At 68.4% G+C, this 19,443-nt stretch carries 10 protein-coding genes; 6 read left to right on the top strand and 4 right to left on the bottom strand.

Features of this window, described 5'->3' with window-relative positions; translation table 11 throughout:
• Positions 1-22: 22 nt before the first annotated feature.
• Entirely contained in the window at positions 23-1,657 is a 1,635-nt protein-coding gene (gene pgi / locus ACFYM6_RS09250; protein ID WP_387274532.1) for a glucose-6-phosphate isomerase, read from the bottom strand.
• A 245-nt stretch (positions 1,658-1,902) separates the two neighbouring features.
• Here pgi and ACFYM6_RS09255 point away from each other — a divergent pair, with 245 nt between their 5' ends.
• From ACFYM6_RS09255 to ACFYM6_RS09265, 3 genes are all read left to right on the top strand, one after another.
• Positions 1,903-3,846 carry an ABC transporter ATP-binding protein gene (locus ACFYM6_RS09255; RefSeq protein ID WP_387273817.1) on the top strand — a complete coding sequence of 648 codons (1,944 nt, stop codon included), beginning with the start codon at positions 1,903-1,905 and terminating at the stop codon, positions 3,844-3,846.
• A gap of 93 nt (positions 3,847-3,939) precedes the next feature.
• Positions 3,940-4,989: an aldo/keto reductase gene (locus ACFYM6_RS09260; protein ID WP_387273818.1), complete on the top strand. Its 1,050-nt coding sequence runs from the start codon at positions 3,940-3,942 to the stop codon at positions 4,987-4,989.
• A gap of 63 nt (positions 4,990-5,052) precedes the next feature.
• The gene (locus ACFYM6_RS09265; RefSeq protein WP_387273820.1) at positions 5,053-5,592 is read left to right on the top strand and encodes an RNA 2'-phosphotransferase; all 540 of its coding nucleotides are present in this window, start codon (positions 5,053-5,055) and stop codon (positions 5,590-5,592) included.
• Positions 5,593-5,701: 109 nt separating this feature from the next.
• On the opposite strand, the gene ACFYM6_RS09270 is transcribed toward ACFYM6_RS09265, so the two are convergent.
• Both ACFYM6_RS09270 and ACFYM6_RS09275 read right to left on the bottom strand, forming a co-directional pair.
• A complete protein-coding gene (locus ACFYM6_RS09270) occupies positions 5,702-6,217 on the bottom strand; it encodes an NUDIX domain-containing protein (protein WP_387273821.1) in 516 nt (171 codons plus the stop codon).
• A gap of 165 nt (positions 6,218-6,382) precedes the next feature.
• On the bottom strand, positions 6,383-6,943 hold the full coding sequence (locus tag ACFYM6_RS09275; protein WP_387273823.1) for an NADAR family protein: 561 nt from the start codon (positions 6,941-6,943) through the stop codon (positions 6,383-6,385).
• 203 nt (positions 6,944-7,146) lie between these two features.
• Between ACFYM6_RS09275 and ACFYM6_RS09280 the strand changes: the two genes are divergently transcribed.
• Complete coding sequence (locus ACFYM6_RS09280) at positions 7,147-8,205, top strand: WxL protein peptidoglycan domain-containing protein (protein ID WP_387273825.1); 1,059 nt, start codon at positions 7,147-7,149, stop codon at positions 8,203-8,205.
• Between the two features lie 416 nt (positions 8,206-8,621).
• On the opposite strand, the gene ACFYM6_RS09285 is transcribed toward ACFYM6_RS09280, so the two are convergent.
• Positions 8,622-9,431 (bottom strand): alpha/beta fold hydrolase, encoded by an 810-nt coding sequence (locus ACFYM6_RS09285; protein WP_387273827.1) that lies wholly within the window; start codon positions 9,429-9,431, stop codon positions 8,622-8,624.
• Between the two features lie 130 nt (positions 9,432-9,561).
• On the opposite strand from ACFYM6_RS09285, the gene ACFYM6_RS09290 reads away from it, so the two are divergent.
• Positions 9,562-10,155: a TetR/AcrR family transcriptional regulator gene (locus ACFYM6_RS09290; protein WP_387273829.1), complete on the top strand. Its 594-nt coding sequence runs from the start codon at positions 9,562-9,564 to the stop codon at positions 10,153-10,155.
• 219 nt (positions 10,156-10,374) lie between these two features.
• Positions 10,375-19,434 carry a DNRLRE domain-containing protein gene (locus ACFYM6_RS09295; protein WP_387273831.1) on the top strand — a complete coding sequence of 3,020 codons (9,060 nt, stop codon included), beginning with the start codon at positions 10,375-10,377 and terminating at the stop codon, positions 19,432-19,434.
• Positions 19,435-19,443 lie beyond the last annotated feature (9 nt).

Below are 19,443 nucleotides of genomic sequence, written 5' to 3' on the forward strand. Positions count from 1 at the left end.
GGTCACCGCGCCGGAATGCGGGTCAGTCGCGGCCGCGCTGGGCTCGGTAGCGACGGATCAACGCCGCAGTCGACGAGTCCACGTCGCCGAGCTCGGGGTGGGAACCGGTGAGCTTGGGCGCGAGCTGGTTGGCCATCACCTTGCCCAGCTCCACCCCCCACTGGTCGAACGGGTTGATGTCCCAGACCGTGCCCTCGGTGAAGACGATGTGCTCGTACAGGGCGATCAGCTGGCCCAGCGTCGACGGGGTCAGCTTCGGCGCGATGATCGACGTGGTCGGGTGGTTGCCCGGCATCACCCGGTGCGGCACCACGTCGGCCGGGGTGCCCTCCGCCTCGACCTGCTCCCGGGTGCGGCCGAAGGCCAGCGCGGCGGTCTGCGCGAAGAAGTTCGACATGAACAGGTCGTGCATGTCGCCCAGGTCGTGGTTGGGCTGGCTGAACGCGATGAAGTCGGCCGGGATCAGCCGCGTCCCCTGGTGCATCAGCTGATAGAAGGCGTGCTGGCCGTTGGTGCCCGGCTCGCCCCAGAAGATCTCCCCGGTCGGGTACGTCACCGGCCGGCCGTCGACGGTCACCGACTTGCCGTTGCTCTCCATGGTGAGCTGCTGCAGGTATGCCGGGAACCGGTGCAGGTACTGCGCGTAGGGCAGCACCGCGTGGGTCTCCGCGTCGAAGAAGTCCGTGTACCAGACGTTCAGCAGGCCCAGCAGCGCCGGCACGTTCCGCTCCACCGGCGTGGTCCGGAAGTGCTCGTCCACGGCGTGGTAGCCGGCCAGCATCTCGCGGAACCGCGTCGGCCCGATCGCCAGCATCACCGACAGGCCGACCGCCGACGGCAGCGAGTACCGGCCGCCCACCCAGTCCCAGAAGCCGAACATGTTCTCCGGGTCGATGCCGAAGTCGCGGACCCGCTGCTCGTTGGTGCTGACCGCGACGAAGTGCCGGGCGATCGCGGAGTCGTCGGCGTCCAGCCCGGCGAGCAGCCAGCGCCGCGCCTGATCGGCGTTGGCGAGAGTCTCCTGGGTGGAGAACGTCTTGGAGACCACGACGAACAGCGTGCTGGCCGGGTCCAGGTCGGTGGTCTTGTCATGGATGTCGGTCGGGTCGATGTTGGACACGAATCGGCAACTGATCCCGGCGTCCCGGTACGCCTTCAACGCCTCGTACGCCATCACCGGCCCGAGGTCCGAGCCGCCGATGCCGATGTTGACCACGGTGGTGATCCGCTCGCCGGTGTATCCGCGCCAGGCGCCCGATCGGACCCGCTCGGCGAACGCCGACATCCGATCCAGCACCCGGTGCACGTCGGCGACCACGTCCTGCCCGTCCACCACCAGCGACGCGTCGCGGGGCAGGCGCAGCGCGGTGTGCAGGACGGCCCGGTCCTCGGTGGAGTTGATGTGCTCCCCGGCGAACATGGCGGCGATCCGGTCGGTCAGCCGGACCCGCTCGGCGAGCGCGGTGAGCAGGCGCAGCGTCTCGTCGGTGACCAGGTTCTTGCTGTAGTCCACGTGCAGGTCGGCGACGTCGCCGGTGAGCCGCTCACCCCGCTGCCCGTCGGCGGCGAACAGGTCCCGCAGGTGGGTGCCGCGCAGTTCCTCGGCGTGCTTGCGCAGGGCCTGCCATTCGTCCGTGGTGGTGACGTCCACAGCCATCAGGTCGATCTTCTCCTTCACGACGTGGTCTGCCAGCGGGCCGTCGTCGCCCCGCTGCCGGCGACCCCACCAGCCTGCCACCCACCGGAGGTGCGCGCGACGGGACCGGGCATCACCCATCCCTTGGAACGGGCGCCACGCGCCACGCCGGTTGCGACACCTGTTCGACACGCCGACTACGGGGAGACAGCGTGAAGTAGCGGATCGTACGCTCCGGTCACTGACCGTACCGGCGAGGAGGGCCCATGACGACGGTGATCGGGCCCCGGCCTCCGTCCGACGAGGACGAGCCGGCCGACGGCGCGGCGGAGCCGCTGCCGGAACTGGAGGACGGCCACTGGATGCATCGGGCCACCGAGTTTGCCCACACCAGCTTCGGCTCGGTGGCCCGCCGGCTCCCCGCCCTGGTCCGCGAGGCGGTCGCGCTGGCCTGGGCGACCAGCCGCCGGGACACCCTCGCCTCGATCGGGCTGAACGTCGCCGCCGGCGTGCTCACCACGCTGGGGCTGCTCGCCACCACCGGGGTGCTGCGGCAGCTCTTCGCCGCCGGTCCGACCCCCGACCGGATCCGCGCCGCCCTGCCGGCCCTGCTTCTCGCCGCGCTGGCGGTCACCGCACGCGGCGCGCTGACCATCGCCGCCGGCTGGGCGCAGGCCCGGCTCATCCCGCAGATCAACTACCAGGTGGAGCTGCGGCTCTTCGAGACCACCACGGCGGTCGAGCTGGCCGCCTTCGATGACGCCGGCTTCGCCGAGGAGATGGACCGCGCCCGGGACAAGGGCATGGCCGAGGCCGCGTCGATCGTCGACGACACGGTCAACCTGGTCACCGGGCTGGTGGGGGTGCTGGCCACCGCCGTCGCGGTCACCGTGATCCAGCCGGTGCTGCTGCCCTGCCTGCTGCTCGCCGCCGCGCCGGAGGCGGTGACCGCGGTGAAGATGGCCCGCCGCCGGCACCTCGACTGGCTGGGCCGGATCACCCGGCGCCGTCGGATGTGGATGCTCGCCCAGCTGATGGCCGACCGGCACACCGCCGCGGAGATCCGGGCCTACCAGATGCGGGACTTCCTGCTCGCCGAGTATCGCCGGGTCATCGGTCTGGAGACCCGCGCCGAGCTGCGGCTGGCCCGCGCGCTGACCGCCACCCGCGCGGTCGGCCTGTCGATCACCGGGGTCGCCGCGTTCGCCCTCTACGCGGTCCTCGGCGGCCTGCTGCTGACCGGCGTGGTGGCCCTCGCGGCCGCCGCGACCGCCCTGCTGGCGGTGCAGTCCGCCCGGGCCGGGCTGCGGACCGCCGTGTTCGCCACCAACTCGCTCTACGAGGACGCGCTCTACTACCAGGACTACCGAAACTTCGTCGACCGCGCCGGGCAGCGGGTGCCGGCTGGCGGCGACCGGGGCGTCGACGCCGTCGAACACATCGAGCTCGACCAGGTGACGATGTGCTACCCGGACACCAATGTCCGGGCCGTGGACGGCGTCAGCCTCACCGTCCGGCGGGGGGAGGTGGTTGCCCTGGTGGGCGAGAACGGGTCCGGCAAGACCACCCTCGCCAAGCTCATCGCCGGCCTCTACCGGCCCACCGAGGGGATGATCCGCTGGAACGGGGTGGACCTCGCCGAGCTGGATCCTCGGCAGACCGCCGGCCAGGTGGCGGTGATGAGCCAGGACTGGCGGAAGTTCCCGTTCACCGCCCGGCAGAACATCCGGATCGGCCGGCACGACCGGGCCGCCGGCCCCGCCGGCCCGACCGTCGAGGACGCCGCCCGCGGCGCCGCCGCCCACGACATGATCACCGGGCTGCCGTTCGGGTACGACACGCTGCTCGACCGGCAGTTCAAGAACGGACAGGACCTCTCCGGCGGCCAGTGGCAGCGGCTGGTGGCCGCCCGCGGCCTCTACCGGGACGCCCGGCTGCTGATCTGCGACGAACCCTCGGCGGCCCTGGACGCCCGGGCCGAAAACGCCCTCTTCCAGCACCTGCGGCGGCACCCCGACCGCGCCGTCGTCCTGATCACCCACCGGCTGGCGAACGTCCGACACGCCGACCGGATCTTCGTGCTGGACCACGGCCGCCTCATCCAGCAGGGCAACCACGACGAGCTGATGGCGCAGGACGGGCCCTATCGGGAGCTGTTCGAGCTCCAGGCCGCCGGCTACCTGGCCGAGGCGGGGGAGGGGCCGGGCTGACCGGTTGACCTCGAGTGCACTCGAACTCCTAGGGTTGCCGGACCGGCCGCCGCCCGGTCAACGCGGCGTACCCCCTCAGGAAGGAACGACCCTGTGCGTTACCGCGTTCTCGGCGGCACCGGCATCCAGGTCAGCACCCACTGTCTCGGCACCATGATGTTCGGCGCGGTCGGCAACCCCGACCACGACGACTGCGTACGCATCGTCCACGCCGCCCTCGACCAGGGCGTGAACTTCGTGGACACCGCCGACATGTACTCCGCCGGCGAGTCCGAGGTCATCGTCGGCAAGGCGCTGCGCGGCCGGCGGGACGACGTGGTCCTGGCGACCAAGGTGCACTTCCCGATGGGGGAGGGACCCAACCGGGGCGGCAACTCCCGGCGCTGGATCGTCCGGGAGGTGGAGGAGAGCCTGCGCCGGCTGGGCACCGAGTGGATCGACCTCTACCAGGTGCACCGGCCCGACCACACCACCGATGTGGAGGAGACCCTCGGGGTGCTCACCGACCTGGTCCGGGCCGGCAAGATCCGTGCCTTCGGCTGCTCGACCTTCCCGGCCGAGGAGATCGTGGAGGCGCACCACGTCGCCGAGCGGCGGGCGCTCGGCCGGTTCCGCACCGAGCAGCCGCCGTACTCGATCCTGGCCCGGGGGATCGAGACTGCGGTGCTCCCGGTCTGCCTGCGGTACGGCATGGGCGTGCTGGTCTGGAGCCCGCTGGCCTCCGGGTTCCTGTCCGGCCGCTACCGGCAGGGCCGCACCGTGGACCTCGCCGCCGGTCGGCCGGCGCTCACTCCGGCCCGCTTCGATCCGGCGCTGCCCGGCAACGCGGCGAAGTACGCCGCCGTCGAGCAACTCGTCGCGCTCGCCGACGAGGTCGGCTGCACCCTGCCCGAGCTGGCCGTCGCGTTCACCGTCGCGCATCCCGGGGTCACCTCGGCGATCATCGGGCCGCGCACCATCGAGCAGCTCGACGGCCTGCTCAAGGGCGCGTCGCTCACCCTCGACGACGCGGTGCTCGACCGGATCGACGAGATCGTCCCACCCGGCACCAACCTCTACCAGCCGGACGGCGCCTGGTCGCCGCCCGTCCTCACCGACCCGGCCCGCCGGCGCCGCCCCCTCGCGGATCGCGCCGCCGCCTGACCGCCCGGCCGCCGGCGGCTGATATCCGTCGACCGGTGCGTCGGCGTGCGCCACACTGATGGTGTGGATCATCGTGATCTGGTCCGGGTGAGCAAGCGGATGTCGCTGGCGCTGCGGCATCGCCCGGACCGGTTCGGCCTGGCGCTCGACCGGGCCGGCTGGGTGCCCGTCGCCGACCTGCTCGCCGCGCTGCGGATCAGCCGCGTCGACCTCGACGCCGTGGTCGCCGGCAACGACAAGCAGCGCTTCGCCGTCGAGCGCGGACCCGACGGTGTCGACCGGATCCGGGCCAGCCAGGGTCATTCCGTCCCGGTGGACCTCGGCCTGGCACCGACCCCGCCGCCGGACCGGCTCTACCACGGCACGAGCGAGAGCGTCCTGCCGGCGATCCGGGTCGAGGGGCTACGCCGGGGCCGCCGGCACCACGTACACCTGTCGCCGGACGTGGCGACCGCCCGCCGGGTCGGGGCGCGCCGGGGCGGTGCGGTGGTGGTGCTGACCGTGGACGCCGCCGGCATGGCCGACAACGGCTATGTCTTCTACCGCAGCGCCAACGGCGTCTGGCTGACCGACCTCGTCCCCGCCGCCTACCTGACCGCCTGACCCGCCCGGACCGCGTTGACCGTGAAGCTGTCGCCACAACACGCCGACTGGCGACAACTGGGTCAGATCGCGGTGACCGGGTGGCGGACGATGCCGTCGGAGACGAGGATCAGGGCTGCCGCTGCTCGGCGAGAAAGTCGGCCAGCACCCGGGTGTGCGTGGAGAAGGCCAGCTCGACCGGCTCGGTGAGGACCAGCCACTCGGTGGCCTCCTCGGTCGGCGCCGACGGCGGCAGGTCGCCGACCGCCCGCTCGGGCAGCACGCCGAAGACCATCATGGTGCCGCCGGCCGGCGCGCCGTGCACCGCGAACAGCCGCGCCTGCTCGGCATCGGCCAGCAGGCCGGTCTCCTCCCGCAGCTCCCGGACCAGCGCCTCCGACCACTCCTCGCCGTACTCGATGAAACCGCCGGGGAGCGCGAGCTGACCGCGGGCCGGCTCGATGTCCCGGCGGACCGCCACCACGCCCAGGCCGGTCGGCGTCCGGACCGGCAGCACCGCCACCGCGACCGGCAGCGGGTTCCGCCACACCGTCCCGCCGCAGGCCGCGCAGACCCGCGGCCAGCCGGCCTCCGCCGAATAGGCGGCGCCGCAGTACGAGCAGTGCGAGTACGGTGTGACGGTCACGCCGCAGCACGTTACCCGCCTGGCTCGTGAGCCGTCAGGCTTCGGCCCCGACGGGGCTGCGGCGCCGCCCCTCCGGCGTGAACCAGAACTACTCCCCGAACCGCCGCCCGCCATCCCCGGACACGAGCAACAGCGGCTCGTCGCCGGAGCGAGGGCGCGGGGCGGTCACGGCCGGGCCGCGCGCAGCGTGGCGCGCGCCTCCATCAGGGCGAAGCCGAGCAGATTCTCGCCTCGCCATCGGGCCGGATCATCGGCGCACGGGTCGTCGGCGGCCAGACCGATGCCCCAGATCCGGTCCACCGGGCTCGCCTCGACGAGCACCCGCTCCCCGGTGCCGAGCAGGAAGCGCCCCAGCTCCTCGTGCTGGCCGAACTTGGCCACGCTGCCGGCCACCACGATGTCGTAGCGGCGCGCCGTCCAGGTCGCCTGGTCGAAGCCGCGGACCTGCCGGCCGAGCGCCTTGGCCCGCTGCGGGTGCCCGGTGGCGAGCAGCCTGTCGGCGATCTCTGCGTCGCCGAACACCGTGGCCTTGTGCCACATCATCCAGTGCTCGGCGGTGGCGTACGTCCGGCCGTCCACCGTGAACGGCGCCGGCCACCACTGGCTAAGGCAGCCGGCGCCGACGCTGCCGTCCCGCTGCGGGCGGTGACCCCAGAAGTGCAGGTACTTGACACGCCGTCCGGACCGGACGGTGGTGACGAGGTCGGCGACGGATCGGGGCGACATGATCGACAGTCTGCCCGAGGGCAATGACCTTCCGCTGCCGCGTTTCGACGCAGCCGCAATCGGTTGGCCGGGCCGCCGCCGGTAGCCTGCGCCGACCGAGCGGAGGAGGATGCTCTGGCGGTGGCGGGGGGGGCCCCGGGGGGGGCCCCCCCCCACCGCACGTGTTCCATCCCGCCGCTCCCAGACCGTCCGAGGATCATCAGATGCACCTGCCCAAACCGCGTACGACCGCAGCAGTCCTCGCCCAGGCCACTGTCGTGGTGCTGCTCGCCGCGTTCGGCTTCCTCGCAGTAGAGGCCGGACCCGCCGCCGCGGCGGACGGCGACGTCTCCTGGGCAGTCAGGACGGCCTCCAACAACTTCGGGTCCGGCCGGCAGAACTACACCTACACCCTCAACCCCGGCGGGCAGCTCAAGGACGGTCTCGTCGTCGTCAACCACGGTGCCACGCCGCTCAACCTGGCCGTGTACGCCGCCGACGGGTTCACCACCAAGGAGGGCCAGCTCGACCTGGTCACCCAGGACGCGAAGTCGACAGGGATCGGTGCGTGGATCCACACGGATCGCCCCGACGTGACGGTCGGGCCCGGCCAGTCGGTTGAGGTGCCGTTCCAGCTCACCCTTCCGGACAACGCCGCGCCCGGCGACTACCTGGGCGGCGTCGTCACCTCGCTGACGCAGGCCAGCAAATCGGATGGGACGAATGTGGCCCGGCGTGTGGGCATTCGGATCCGCCTGCGGGTGGGTGGAGCGCTCAAGCCGAGCCTGTCGGTGGAGGATCTGCAGGTGCGCTACTCGGGCACGCCCAATCCGTTCGGGAAGGGTGACGCCACCGTCACGTACACGATCCGCAACACGGGCAACGCCATCGTCACCGCTCGGCAGGCGGTGTCCATCTCCGGCCCCTTCGGGGGCCTGAACGTCCGCGCGGGGCAGATCGAGGACTCGCCCCCGCTGCTCCCAGGTGACACCTGGAAGGTCTCCGTGCCGGTACCAGGAGTGGCTCCCGCGGTGAAGCTGACGGGGACCGTCACCCTCGTCCCACTGCTCACCGACGTGTCGGGCTCGATCGCTCCACTCGCCACCGTCGAGGCCACTACGCACGCCTGGGCCCTCCCCTGGCTACTGCTGCTCCTTCTCGCAGTCCTCTCCGGGCTCCTCGTCGTCACGGCTCTGGTTCCTCGCCGCTGGCGGGCCAAGCTCCGCGAGAACGTCCCAATCCACAAGCCCGCCGAACATTCGGTGTCTCCACTTGATGCCTGACACTCCAACGAACTGTTGGTGGGAGGGCCCATAGGCAAGCATCGGTCTACGGATCAGAAGGTTAGGGGTTCGAGTCCCTTCGGGCGCGCAAACGATCGAGGCCGTGACCAGCGGAAACGCCGGTCGCGGCCTCTCTCGTTCCCATTCTCGCTGCCGAGACTTCCATCACCGGCCTACCCAAGACCCGCGTCCAACACATCCTCACCGCCTGCGGCATGAACGCCGCCCGGATCGCCGACTGGACCCACCGCAACAACCAACCGTCGACCACCCCCGTCCGCCGTCCACGTCGTTCCTACCGCTCGGGTACGACAAGACCGCCGGCCACGCTACGACGGGTCATCGACGATGTCGCGCGATTTGTCCCGTCTGGGGCAACCCTCCCGCGGTCACCCCGACCACTCCTCGCTGTCGCGTCAGCCCGGCTGCTGGACGAAGCGGAGAATTCGAGCGTTGATCTTGTCGGCGTACTGGCCGGAGATGGCGTGGGTAGCGTCCGGCCAGAGCTCTACCTGCCCGTTCCCGATCAGCCTTCGGGCACGTCGGTGCGCCTGGGCGGGGTCGTGCATGACGCTGCGCCCGGCGACGACCGCCAGGACCGGCATCGCCAGCGAACGCAGCTGTTCATCGGTGAAGTAACCCGGCTGGGGCAGCGCGGGACGGTAGCAGCGCATCGCCGCGTCGATGACTCGCCCGACCGGATCAGCCCCCGGATCGGAACCTTGACCGTCGACCCAGCGCAGGAACCGCGGCCGTGCCCACGTCGACACGATCGGGAGGAGGGTGGGAATGGTCCGTAGCACCACGCCGATCGGTAGGCGGGCGAAGGTGTTGGCGGGGTCGAGCAGGCTCAGCGACGCCACCCGCTCGGGTCGGCGCACGGCGTAGTTGCAGGCCAGCCATCCACCGATGGACACGCCCACGACATGAGCGGCGTCCAGTCGGAGACCTGCCAGTGCGCCGTCCAGCCAGGCGGCCTGATCCTGTGCGTCCCGGATCGCCGCGGTCTGCACGCTGGCACCGGGCTCCCCGAGCAGGTCGACCGAGTACACGCGCCGGCGCTCGGCCAGCGCCGCGATATTCGGGCGCCACGACACAGTGGTTCCGTTTCGGCCGTGCAGCAGCACGATCGGGGTGCCCTCGGCCGATCCGAAGCGGTACACGCGAACGCTTCCGAAGTCCGTTCGGACATCATTCACCGCTGCGGGAGTCGGCAGGAGCCGCATTCCGTCGTGGTAGACCGCCTCGAAGTGCTGGCGGGCGGCCGGTGAGGTGAACTGACCCTTCCTCTCGCGCGACATCGGACCTCCTCGTTACAATATGATCATATTGCAACCAACCATAGGATGTTCCGACGTGCCGAAACAAGTCGATCACCACGACCGTCGCCAGCGGATCGCGGAGGCCGTCTGGCGGATCGCCGCCGACCGTGGGCTGGAGGCCGCGAGCATGAGCGCCGTCGCCGTCGAGGCCGGCGTGTCCATCGGCCTGATCCAGCACTACTTCGACAGCAAGGATCAATTAGTGGTCTTCGCGGCCGCACAGCTGCGCGAGCGCATCGACCGACGGGTGCAGGACCAGCTCGCGGCGGCCCCGGAGCCGCGGACCCCAATGACCCTGCTCCGTGCCACCCTGACCGCGCTGCTGCCCCTGACTTCCGAAGACCGCACCGTGGCCCTCGCCGGCGTCGCGGTGTTCATCCGCGCATTGCACGAACCGACACTGACCACGCAGTATCGACGCGGGCACACCCAACTGGCGGCGGCGCTCGCGGGGCAGATAGCCGCCGCCGCCCGTGCCGGCGAACTCCGCGCGGACCTGGATCCCGGGATCGAGGCGAGCATCCTGGCGGCGCTGGTCAGCGGGCTGGCCTCGGACCTCCTGCTCGGCGCCTGCCCGCCGGCACGAGCTGCGGCCATGATCGAGCGTCATCTCGAGCACCTCCGCTGAACTCATTCAGCACGAGCTCGGTGGTCGTGTCCACATTGTACCTAACCATGAGCGAGCTCCTCTTGCCGATATATCGCTGCGTATATCGGCCCATATATCGATGGCCTCTAGCCTTCACTCGTCGTGTCTCCATGGGACCGGAGGGTGATGGTGAAGAGACGTGCGAGGGGCCTCCTGATCGGGGGCCTGGCGGTGGCCTTGGTGGCCACGATGGGCGGGATGGAGGCCCTGTCGGGCCGTGATCCCGACCGGGCCGGCCGTGCCGACCAGGCGGCGAGCGGTGCGAAGGATGGCGACGACGGTCTGTTGTCGCGGATCGGTGATGCGGCGCGTGGGCTGGTTGGTTCTGGTTCGGGTGGGGCGCGGCCGGAGGTGGTCAGCGCCGGGTTGTTCCGGGACGAAAAGCCGCCGGTGGGTAAGGCGTGGCCGGCGCAGAAGCGGGTCAAGGAGTTGACCGGCGAGCGGACCGCGAACACGAAGACGTTCCAGTTGTCGGATGGTCGGACGCAGGCGGAGATTTCGTCGATGCCGGTGCATTACCGGGATGCGAAGGGTCGGTGGCAGGCCATCGACACGACGGTCCGCCCGACCAACGAGAAGGGGTACGTGCAGGGCAACCGCACGAACTCTTTCACGAGCCTGTTCGGTGACAGTTCGAAGGATCTGGTGCGGTTCGAGGCTGAGGGTCGCAGCATCGAGTTGGGCCTGACCGGTGCGGCGAAGACGGTGACGCCGACGGTGTCGGGGTCGACGGTGACCTATCCGGGCATCGCGAGTGGCGCGGACGTGGTCTACGACGTCACCTCGACCGCGTTGAAGGAGAAGATCGTCCTGCGGAAGGCGCCGGCCGGGCCGGTGTCGTGGACGTTCACCCTGGACACCGCCGGCCTGACCGCACGGCAGCGGGCGGACGGGTCGATCGCGTTCGTGCGCCCTGGTGGTGGTGAGCCGGTGTTCGTGATGCCGGCGCCGTTCATGTACGACAGCAAGGACGACAAGTCGTCGCCGCACGGCAAGGTGTGGTCGGACAAGGTCACCCAGCGAGTGCAGCAGGTGTACGGGCAGACCACGGTGACGGTGTCCGCGGACGCCGCCTGGCTGACCGACAAGGCGCGGGTGTATCCGGTGGTGGTCGACCCGACGATCAAGATCCAGCCGGTGCCGACCGACGGTCAGGACGTGGCGATCTTCTCGGGTAACGCGACGAAGAACTACAACGACACGTACCAGTTGCCGGTGGGTACGACGTCGAGCCAGGTGTGGCGGTCGTTGCTCAAGTTCAATGTGGATTCGATTCCGGCGAACACGCCGATCGATGACGCGCAGTTGCAGTTGTATTACTCGCAGACGCACACGGACTGGGCGTATGACGTGCCGATGCAGGCGCATCGGGTGACCGCGGACTGGGTCGAGGGCGGCACGGGTGGTGCGACGTGGTCGTCGATGAACACCAAGTTCGCTGGCGCGCCAGCCGGGAATGTGGTGCTCAAGGATGACGGGGATTCCGGGACGTCCGTGGTCGGGTCGTGGCCGTACTCGACGAACGGAACGTTGACGCCGAAGGCGATCAACGGCGATTACCGGTATCACGGCAGTTCCAGCGGGTCGGACACGCATACGTGGGTGCCGACGATCACGGAGGCGGGTGACTACCAGGTCGAGGTGCACTACGTGGGTGCGACCGACCGGCCGGACAACGCCCCGTACACGGTGCACTACTCGGGCGGGTCGAAGACGTACAACATCAACCAGAAGACGCCGGACAGCCAGGGCGCGTGGGTGACGTTGGGAACGCATCCGTTCGTGGCGGGCACCACCGGGAAGGTGGTGCTCAACGGTGTGCCGGGCACGTCGGCGAACGCGGACGCGGTGCGGTTCACCAAGGCCGGCGCGGTGAAGAAGTACGCCAAGTCGAGTGTGTGGAACTCGTTCCCGGTGCGCAGTGTGGTGCAGGACTGGGTGAACCGCACGTACCCGAACTACGGGTTCATGCTCAAGGCCCTGGACGAGGCGACGAAGGGCCGCGGCGGCCCGATCTACGAGGCGTCGGAGTTCGCGTACAACAACGCCCGGCGGGACTTCAACCTGCCGAAGCTGGTGGTCACCTACGGCCGTCCTGGCGTGGCGGTGAACCCGCCGACGACGATCACGTCGACCGGTGCGGTCCTGGACTGGCCGGCGTACTCGGGCTCGGACATCGTCGAGTACCAGGTGCACCGCAGCATCTACCAGAACTACACGCCGTCGGCGGCGACGCTGATCGCCCCGGTGTCCACCGGTACCCGGACGTACCAGGACACGACGGCGGTGCCGACGCCGGCGGACAACACGGACCCGTTGGCGCGGAAGTTCTACTACTACATGGTCGCGGTGAAAACCACCGACGGGCAGCTCATCGCCGGCCCGACGCAGCCGGCGATCCTCCCGAAGGCGGGTCAGATCACCCGGATCTACCGCACCGGCCAGACCGACACCACCCTGTCGCAGGCGCGGCCGACGGAGAACGTGGACGTCTACGACGGTGATCCCTATGTCAGCCCGGGCAACAACTCGACCTACTACGGCGACACCCGCGGCCTGATCAAGTTCCCGGCGTTGACCGGGATCCCGACGGACGCGCAGGTCGTGGACGCTGAGCTGCGGATGTACAACACGTACCTGTATCCAGGCACGGACACCGACGAGTACGTCGACGTGTACAAGCTCAAGCGGAACTTCACCGAGACGAAGGCGACCTGGAACACCTACGACGGGGTCAACGCCTGGACCACGGCGGGCGGTGACTACGACACCGCCTGGAAGGCCTCGACCACCGGGATCACCAACGACCCGGAGTGGCAGACCTGGGACGTCACCCCGGCCGTGGACGGCTGGCTGAAGAACTCGGCCAGCAACAACGGCCTGCTGTTGCGGCAGCGCGACGAGGTCAACCAGACCGCCCGAGCGATGCTGCTCTCGTCCGAGGGCGCCGAGCCGATGCTCCGCCCGACCCTCGAAGTCACCTACCTGGAGCAGACCGCGGAGTCGACGTACTACGCGGCTTCGACCCCGACGGTGGCGACGGCGAACTCCGCGTACACGGTGCCGGTGACCCTGTCCAACCCGACTCTGGCCGCCTGGAACCCCAGCGACTGGGAACTCGGGTATGACTGGAAGCGGGCCGACGGCACCACCGACGGCGCGGACCCCTCCTTCGAGGTGGTCACCCCGCTGCCCAAGAGTGTCCCGGCCGGCGGGACGGTGGACGTCAACGCGCAGGTGAAGACCCCGCCGTCATCCACGGAGGGCAACAAGCGCACCGACTACGTGCTCAAGTGGGACCTGCGCAACAAGCTGACCGGTAAGAAGCTGTCGGAGACCACTCCGGCGATCCAGCCGTTGCCGCAGAACGTGGCGGTGGAGGAGCCGACCTCCGACCAGTTGGGTCTGGAGAAGTTCTACTCGTACGCGGGGAAGAACACCGGTGCCGGCGGCACGTTGATGAACAACCTGTACTCCGGCAACACCGTCTGGTCGTACAACGCGTTCAACAACCCCTCCCGGGGTCTGTCGACGTTCGTTCGCCTGGCCTACAACTCCCTCGACACCAGCGACACTGTCGCCGGCTACGGGTGGTCGCTGCAGGCCAGCTCGATGATGCGGCTCGGCGCACCCCTGGACTTCCACCCGAATCCGAACCCGACCAAGGTCACCTTGACCGACGGGGACGGCACCAGCCACTGGTTCACCTGGGACGCGACCGCAGGCGAGTGGAAGAGCCCGAAGGGTGTGCATCTCTACCTGCAGAAGTACAGCAGCGTGGACTGCAAGCCCAACACCCAGGAGCGCAAGGCGTGGGTGTTGACCCGGCCGGACCGGACGCAGTTCTTCTATGACTGCGAGGGTTTCCTGTCCAGCATCGTGGACAACAACGGCAACGAAATGGTGTTCACGTACGAGGAGCGGAAGTCGAACAACAAGCCGACGAAGTTCCTCAAGTACATCACCGACGCGACGGGTCGGAAGACCCTGACGGTTGATTACTTCGCGAAGGGTCAGGCGTTCGACTACATCGATGACATCACCTGGACGCGGAAGTCCGGGACCAACCTGACCAACCCGAAGATCATTGACCACATCTCGCAGATCACCGACATCTCGGGGCGGAAGCTCTCCTTCACCTACACGGACAAGGGTCTGCTCGGTGAGTTGATCGACGGAGCCGGGTCGACGGACGGGACGCCGAAGACGTTCAAGTTCGCCTACGACATGACGCAGGGGAACAAGAACGTCAAGCTGGTCAAGGTCACCGACCCGCGCGGCAACGCCACCGGTCTGGTCTACAACTACCCGCAGACCGGTGACGACCCGAAGTTCCACTGGACCACCAAGTCCTACACCGACCGGCTCGGCTACCTCACCCAGTTCGGCTACGTCGACCCGGACGGCCCGCAGGGCAGCAACATCAACGCCACGGTCACCGACGCCGAGAACCACGCCGCCCAGTACCTGCTGGATGGTTACGGCCGGGCGTACCAGACGACCAACGCGAAGAACGAGGTCACGAAGCTCGGCTGGGACGACGACCACAACGTCATCCGGTTGGAGGAGGCCAACGGCGCGGTCTCGACCTGGGCGTACGACCCGAAGACCGGTTACCCGACCGAGGTCAAGGACGCCGAGGCGGTCCGCAACGGCTGGCCGGGCACGGTGCTGACCTACCAGCGCCAGCTCAACGGGTACGTGGCCGAGGTGATCAGCAAGACCAGCTCGGAGGGCCGGAAGTGGACGTTCACGTACACGGCCGCGGGTGACGTCGAGACGGTCACCGACCCGGTGGGCAACACCACGGCGACCGATGGCGACTACACGAGCCGGAACACCTACGACGCGTGGGGCCAGCTCGTCGCCGCCAAGGACGCCAACGGCAACACCACCGAGTACCTCGACTTCCACGCCAGCGGCTACCCGGCGAAGATCAAGGACGCCGGCAGCGGGCTCTCGTACTTCACCTACGACGACCGGGGCAACGTCCTCGAGGTCAAGAACGGCAAGAACGCCAAGGTCACCCAGGCGTACGACACCTTCGGCCGGCCGAAGGACAAGGTCGAGCCGATGGACGCGGCCAACAACCGCTTCATCACCACCAAGGCCTCGGTGTACGACGCCAACGACAACATCGTCACGGCGTACGCGGCCAACGGGACGGCGTCGACCTCGGTCTACGACAAGGCCGACCAGGTGATTGAGTCGTACGCGCCGAAGGATCTGGTGACCGATCCGGAGCGCAAGACCACCACGACGTACGACAAGGTCGGCAACGTCCTGACTGTCACGGAGCCGCAGGGCAACCTGACCTCCGAGGTGGGCGACTACACCACGACGACCAAGTACGACGCGATCTACCAGCCGATCGAGGTCACCAACGGTCTCGGTCAGAAGGTGGTCTCGGAGTACGACAACGTCGGCAACGTCACGGTGCTGTACGACGCGCGCAAGACCGCCAGCCCGGAGAACGACTTCACGACCAAGTACGAGTACGACTGGAACCACCGGGTCGTCAAGACGATCGACGCGCTCGGCAAGTTCACCACCGCCCGGTTCGACAAGGACGGCCTCACGGTCGGGACCACCGACGCGGAGGGCAACGAGTCGCTGGCGGCCTACGACGCCCGCGGCGCGCTGATCGAGTCGAAGGTGCCGCACACCAAGGACGGCGCCGGCGCGATCACCTACCGCACCACGAGGTATGAGTACGACCAGGTCGGTAACCAGACGAAGGGGATCACCCCGCGCGGGGTGAACACCACCGACGACGCCGACGACTTCGCCGTGGTGACCGTCTACGACGCGCTCAACCGCAAGAAGGAGGAGTGGTCGTCCTACGACAAGGACGACAGCCGCTACAACACGCCGGACAAGACCTTCTACACCTATGACGAGATCGGCAACCTGGCCAAGGTCAGCGCGCCCCCGTCCGAGGGGCAAACGGTCCGCAACGACACCGAGTACACCTACTACGACAACGGGTGGACCAAGACGTCCAAGGACCCGTGGGACATCGTCAACTCGTACGACTACAACGACCTGGGCCAGCAGACCAAGAACACGCTGAGCTCGGCCGGTGGGTCGACCACGCGGACGATGACGTGGGAGTACTACCCCTCCGGCAACGAGAAGGGGCGCTCGGAGGACGGCCTGCCGGTCGGCAAGGACGTGATCCTGGTCGACAACTCCGACTCGAACAACACCGCGAGCCAGGGCGCCTGGAGCAGCGGCGGCGCGACCGGGCAGTGGGGCTACGACGTGGCCACCGCGCCGGCGGGCAGCGGCTCGGCCCAGTTCAACTGGCAGCTGAACGTCCCGCGCGACGGCAGCTACGAGGTGTTCGTGCGGCACCCGCAGGTCACCGGTGCCGCGACGGACGCGAAGTTCACCATCACCCACAACGGTGGCAGCGTCACCAAGACGGTGAACCAGACCCAGAACACCGGCACCTGGATCAGCCTGGGCAGCTACTCCTTCGTCGAGGACGGCATCCAGAAGATCACCATCACCGACCAGGCGACCGGCAAGGTGCTCGCCGACGCGGTCAAGCTGGTGCGGGACAACGCCGGTGACGTCGACAACGAGAAGAAGGAGTTCACCTACAAGTACAACCCGAACGGGTTGCTGGTCGAGGTCAAGGACCTCAGCCCCGGGGCCAAGATCAGCCGGTACGACATCGCCTACGACCAGCTCAACCAGATCTCCACGGTCAAGGAGTTCACCGGCGCCACCGACGCGACGCCGAAGAACACCACGGCGCTGACGTACGACGACAACGGCAACCCGCTCACCTCGACCCACGACCTGACCTGGTCAAAGATCGAGTACGACGCGCGGGACATGGTCGCGAAGGTGACCAACGCCGACTCGCCGACAGCGGGCAACCAGCAGATCTCGTCGTTCACCTACACCGCTCGCGGGCAGCTGCTCAAGCAGACCAAGCCCAACGGCAACACCGTGGACTTCGAGTACTACCTCGACGGCGCCACCAAGCACCAACTGGAGAAGACCTCCGGCGGGGCGACCGTCGCCGAGCACACGCTGGAGTACCAAGCCAACGGGCACCCGTCCCGGGACGTGCTCAAGTTGATGAACGCCGACAACTCGTCGGACTACATCGACAACACCTACACCTTCACCTACGACCCGCAGGACCGCATCAGCCGACTCGACAAGACCGGTGACAGCACCTCCACCGAGGCGTACGTCTACGACGCCAACGGCAACACGGTGTCGCAGACGATCGAGAACGTCACCAGCACGAGCAAGTACGACCGGAACCGGCTGCACTCCACCACGACGGCTGGGGTGACGTCGACGTACAACTACGACCCGCTGGGCCGGCTGGACACGGTGTCGGTCGGTGGTGAGCGGGCGCAGAAGTACTACTACGACGGTTTCGACCGGACGGCGAAGACCGTCGCGGGTGTCGGTGCGAACGCCAAGTCGACGACCTACGTGTACGACCCGTTCGACCGGACGGTGTCGCGGACGGCGGCCGGTAAGACGACGCTGTTCACGTACCTGGGGATGGACAACCAGGTGCTGCGTGAGGAGGTCGCCGGCAAGGCCGAGAAGTCGTACCAGTACGCGCCGTGGGGTCAGCAGCTGACCCAAATCAAGCACAAGGACGACGGCGGCCGGGAGTACTCGCAGTTCATCTACCGGCCACGCGGTGACGTCATCGGCATCACGAAGGAGAACGGCAACACCCGCGCCACCTACGGGTACACGGCGTACGGCAAGGACGACGAGTCCCAGTTCACGGGTGTGGACAAGCCGGGCGCTGCGCCGGAGGGTGAGGAGCCGTACAACGCGTTCCGGTTCAACGCCTCCCGGTGGGACGCGGGCTCGGGCACCTACGATATGGGGTTCCGTAACTACGACCCGGGGCTGAACCGGTTCCTGACGCGGGACACCTACGGCGGCGCCATGGCGGACATGGGTCTGGCCATGGACCCGTTCACCGGCAACCGGTACGCCTTCGCCGGCGGCAACCCGATCAGCTTCATCGAACTCGACGGACACCTGTTCGGGATGTCGTGGTCGGACATCGGCCACGCCGCCCTGGACGTCGCCGGCATGGTACCGGTGATCGGTGAGGTCGCCGACGTGGCCAACGGCATCTGGTACCTCGCCGAAGGCAACTACGTCGACGCCGCCATGTCCATGGCCTCCGCCATCCCCCTCGCAGGCAACGCAGTCGCCGCAGCCAAGCTGGCCAAGACCGGCAAGAAGATCGCCGACGGCATCGACACCGCCAACGACACCCGCAAAGCCGTCAACGCAACCACCGACGGGTCGAAGGCGCTGCCCACCAACACACCCAAGCCGAAGGAGACCGAGGCGCCATCCGGCCCGAGCTGTACCAGGAAGAACAGCTTTGTACCGGGGACCAAGGTACTGATGGCCGACGGTGGTCAGAAGTCGATCGAGGACCTGAAGGTCGGCGACCAGGTCCTGGCCACGGATGTGGAGTCCGGGGACAACCAGGGCCGAACGGTCACCAACGTTCGCAGCCACGAAGGCACCAAGACTCTGATCACCTTCACGGTTGACCTTGACGGCAAGGACGGGTCAAAGACCGGCAGCATCACCGCCACTGATGCTCATTTGGTCTGGCTGCCCGACAGCGGCATGTGGGTCAAGGCAGACCAGCTCAAGTCAGGCATGTGGCTGCAGACCTCGGCCGGGACCTGGGTCCAGGTCACCGCCGTCAAGCGCAGCGTCCACCACGAACGAGTCCACAACCTCACCGTCGCCGGCGTCCACACGTACTACGTCCTCGCCGGCGACAGCCCACTCCTGGTCCACAACTGTGGCGGAGGCACGAACGCCAACGGCCAACCGTGTACTTGCACCAAGAAGCAGCCGCGGGCGAATCCTGGACATGTCTACCGAGGCGGTACACATGGCGACCTGAAGGTGACGATGCCCGACGGCCGGAAGCTGAACCCGCCCGGTATTGAGATCAACCACATGCCGCCGCACTCGACAACCAACATCCCGTTCTCTCAGGGGCCGGCAATCCAGATGGATCGGGCGGACCACGCCCAGTTGTGGAGCACCAGCGGTGGGCCTAACTCGATGCAGGCGAGGTACCGGGAGATGCAGCGCGACCTGATCGCGCGAGGCGATTGGCGAAAGGCCTTGGCGAACGATATCCACGACGTCAGGAGCCGCTTCGGCACCAAGTACGACGATGCGATCAATGAGATGTTGAGTAAACTCCCGCCTGGCGGTATCCACTGAAGCCACTAC

It is taken from the genome of Micromonospora sp. NPDC006431, from assembly GCF_042870725.1.
GTDB lineage: Bacteria > Actinomycetota > Actinomycetes > Mycobacteriales > Micromonosporaceae > Micromonospora.

Coding starts and splice junctions, on each gene's coding strand:
- ACFYM6_RS09295 (WP_387273831.1), top strand. CDS start 10,375: ATGGAGGCCCTGTCGGGCCGTGATCCCGACCGGGCCGGCCGTGCCGAC.
- ACFYM6_RS09255 (WP_387273817.1), top strand. CDS start 1,903: ATGACGACGGTGATCGGGCCCCGGCCTCCGTCCGACGAGGACGAGCCG.
- ACFYM6_RS09285 (WP_387273827.1), bottom strand. CDS start 9,431: ATGCGGCTCCTGCCGACTCCCGCAGCGGTGAATGATGTCCGAACGGAC.
- pgi (WP_387274532.1), bottom strand. CDS start 1,657: ATGGCTGTGGACGTCACCACCACGGACGAATGGCAGGCCCTGCGCAAG.
- ACFYM6_RS09275 (WP_387273823.1), bottom strand. CDS start 6,943: ATGTCGCCCCGATCCGTCGCCGACCTCGTCACCACCGTCCGGTCCGGA.
- ACFYM6_RS09280 (WP_387273825.1), top strand. CDS start 7,147: ATGCACCTGCCCAAACCGCGTACGACCGCAGCAGTCCTCGCCCAGGCC.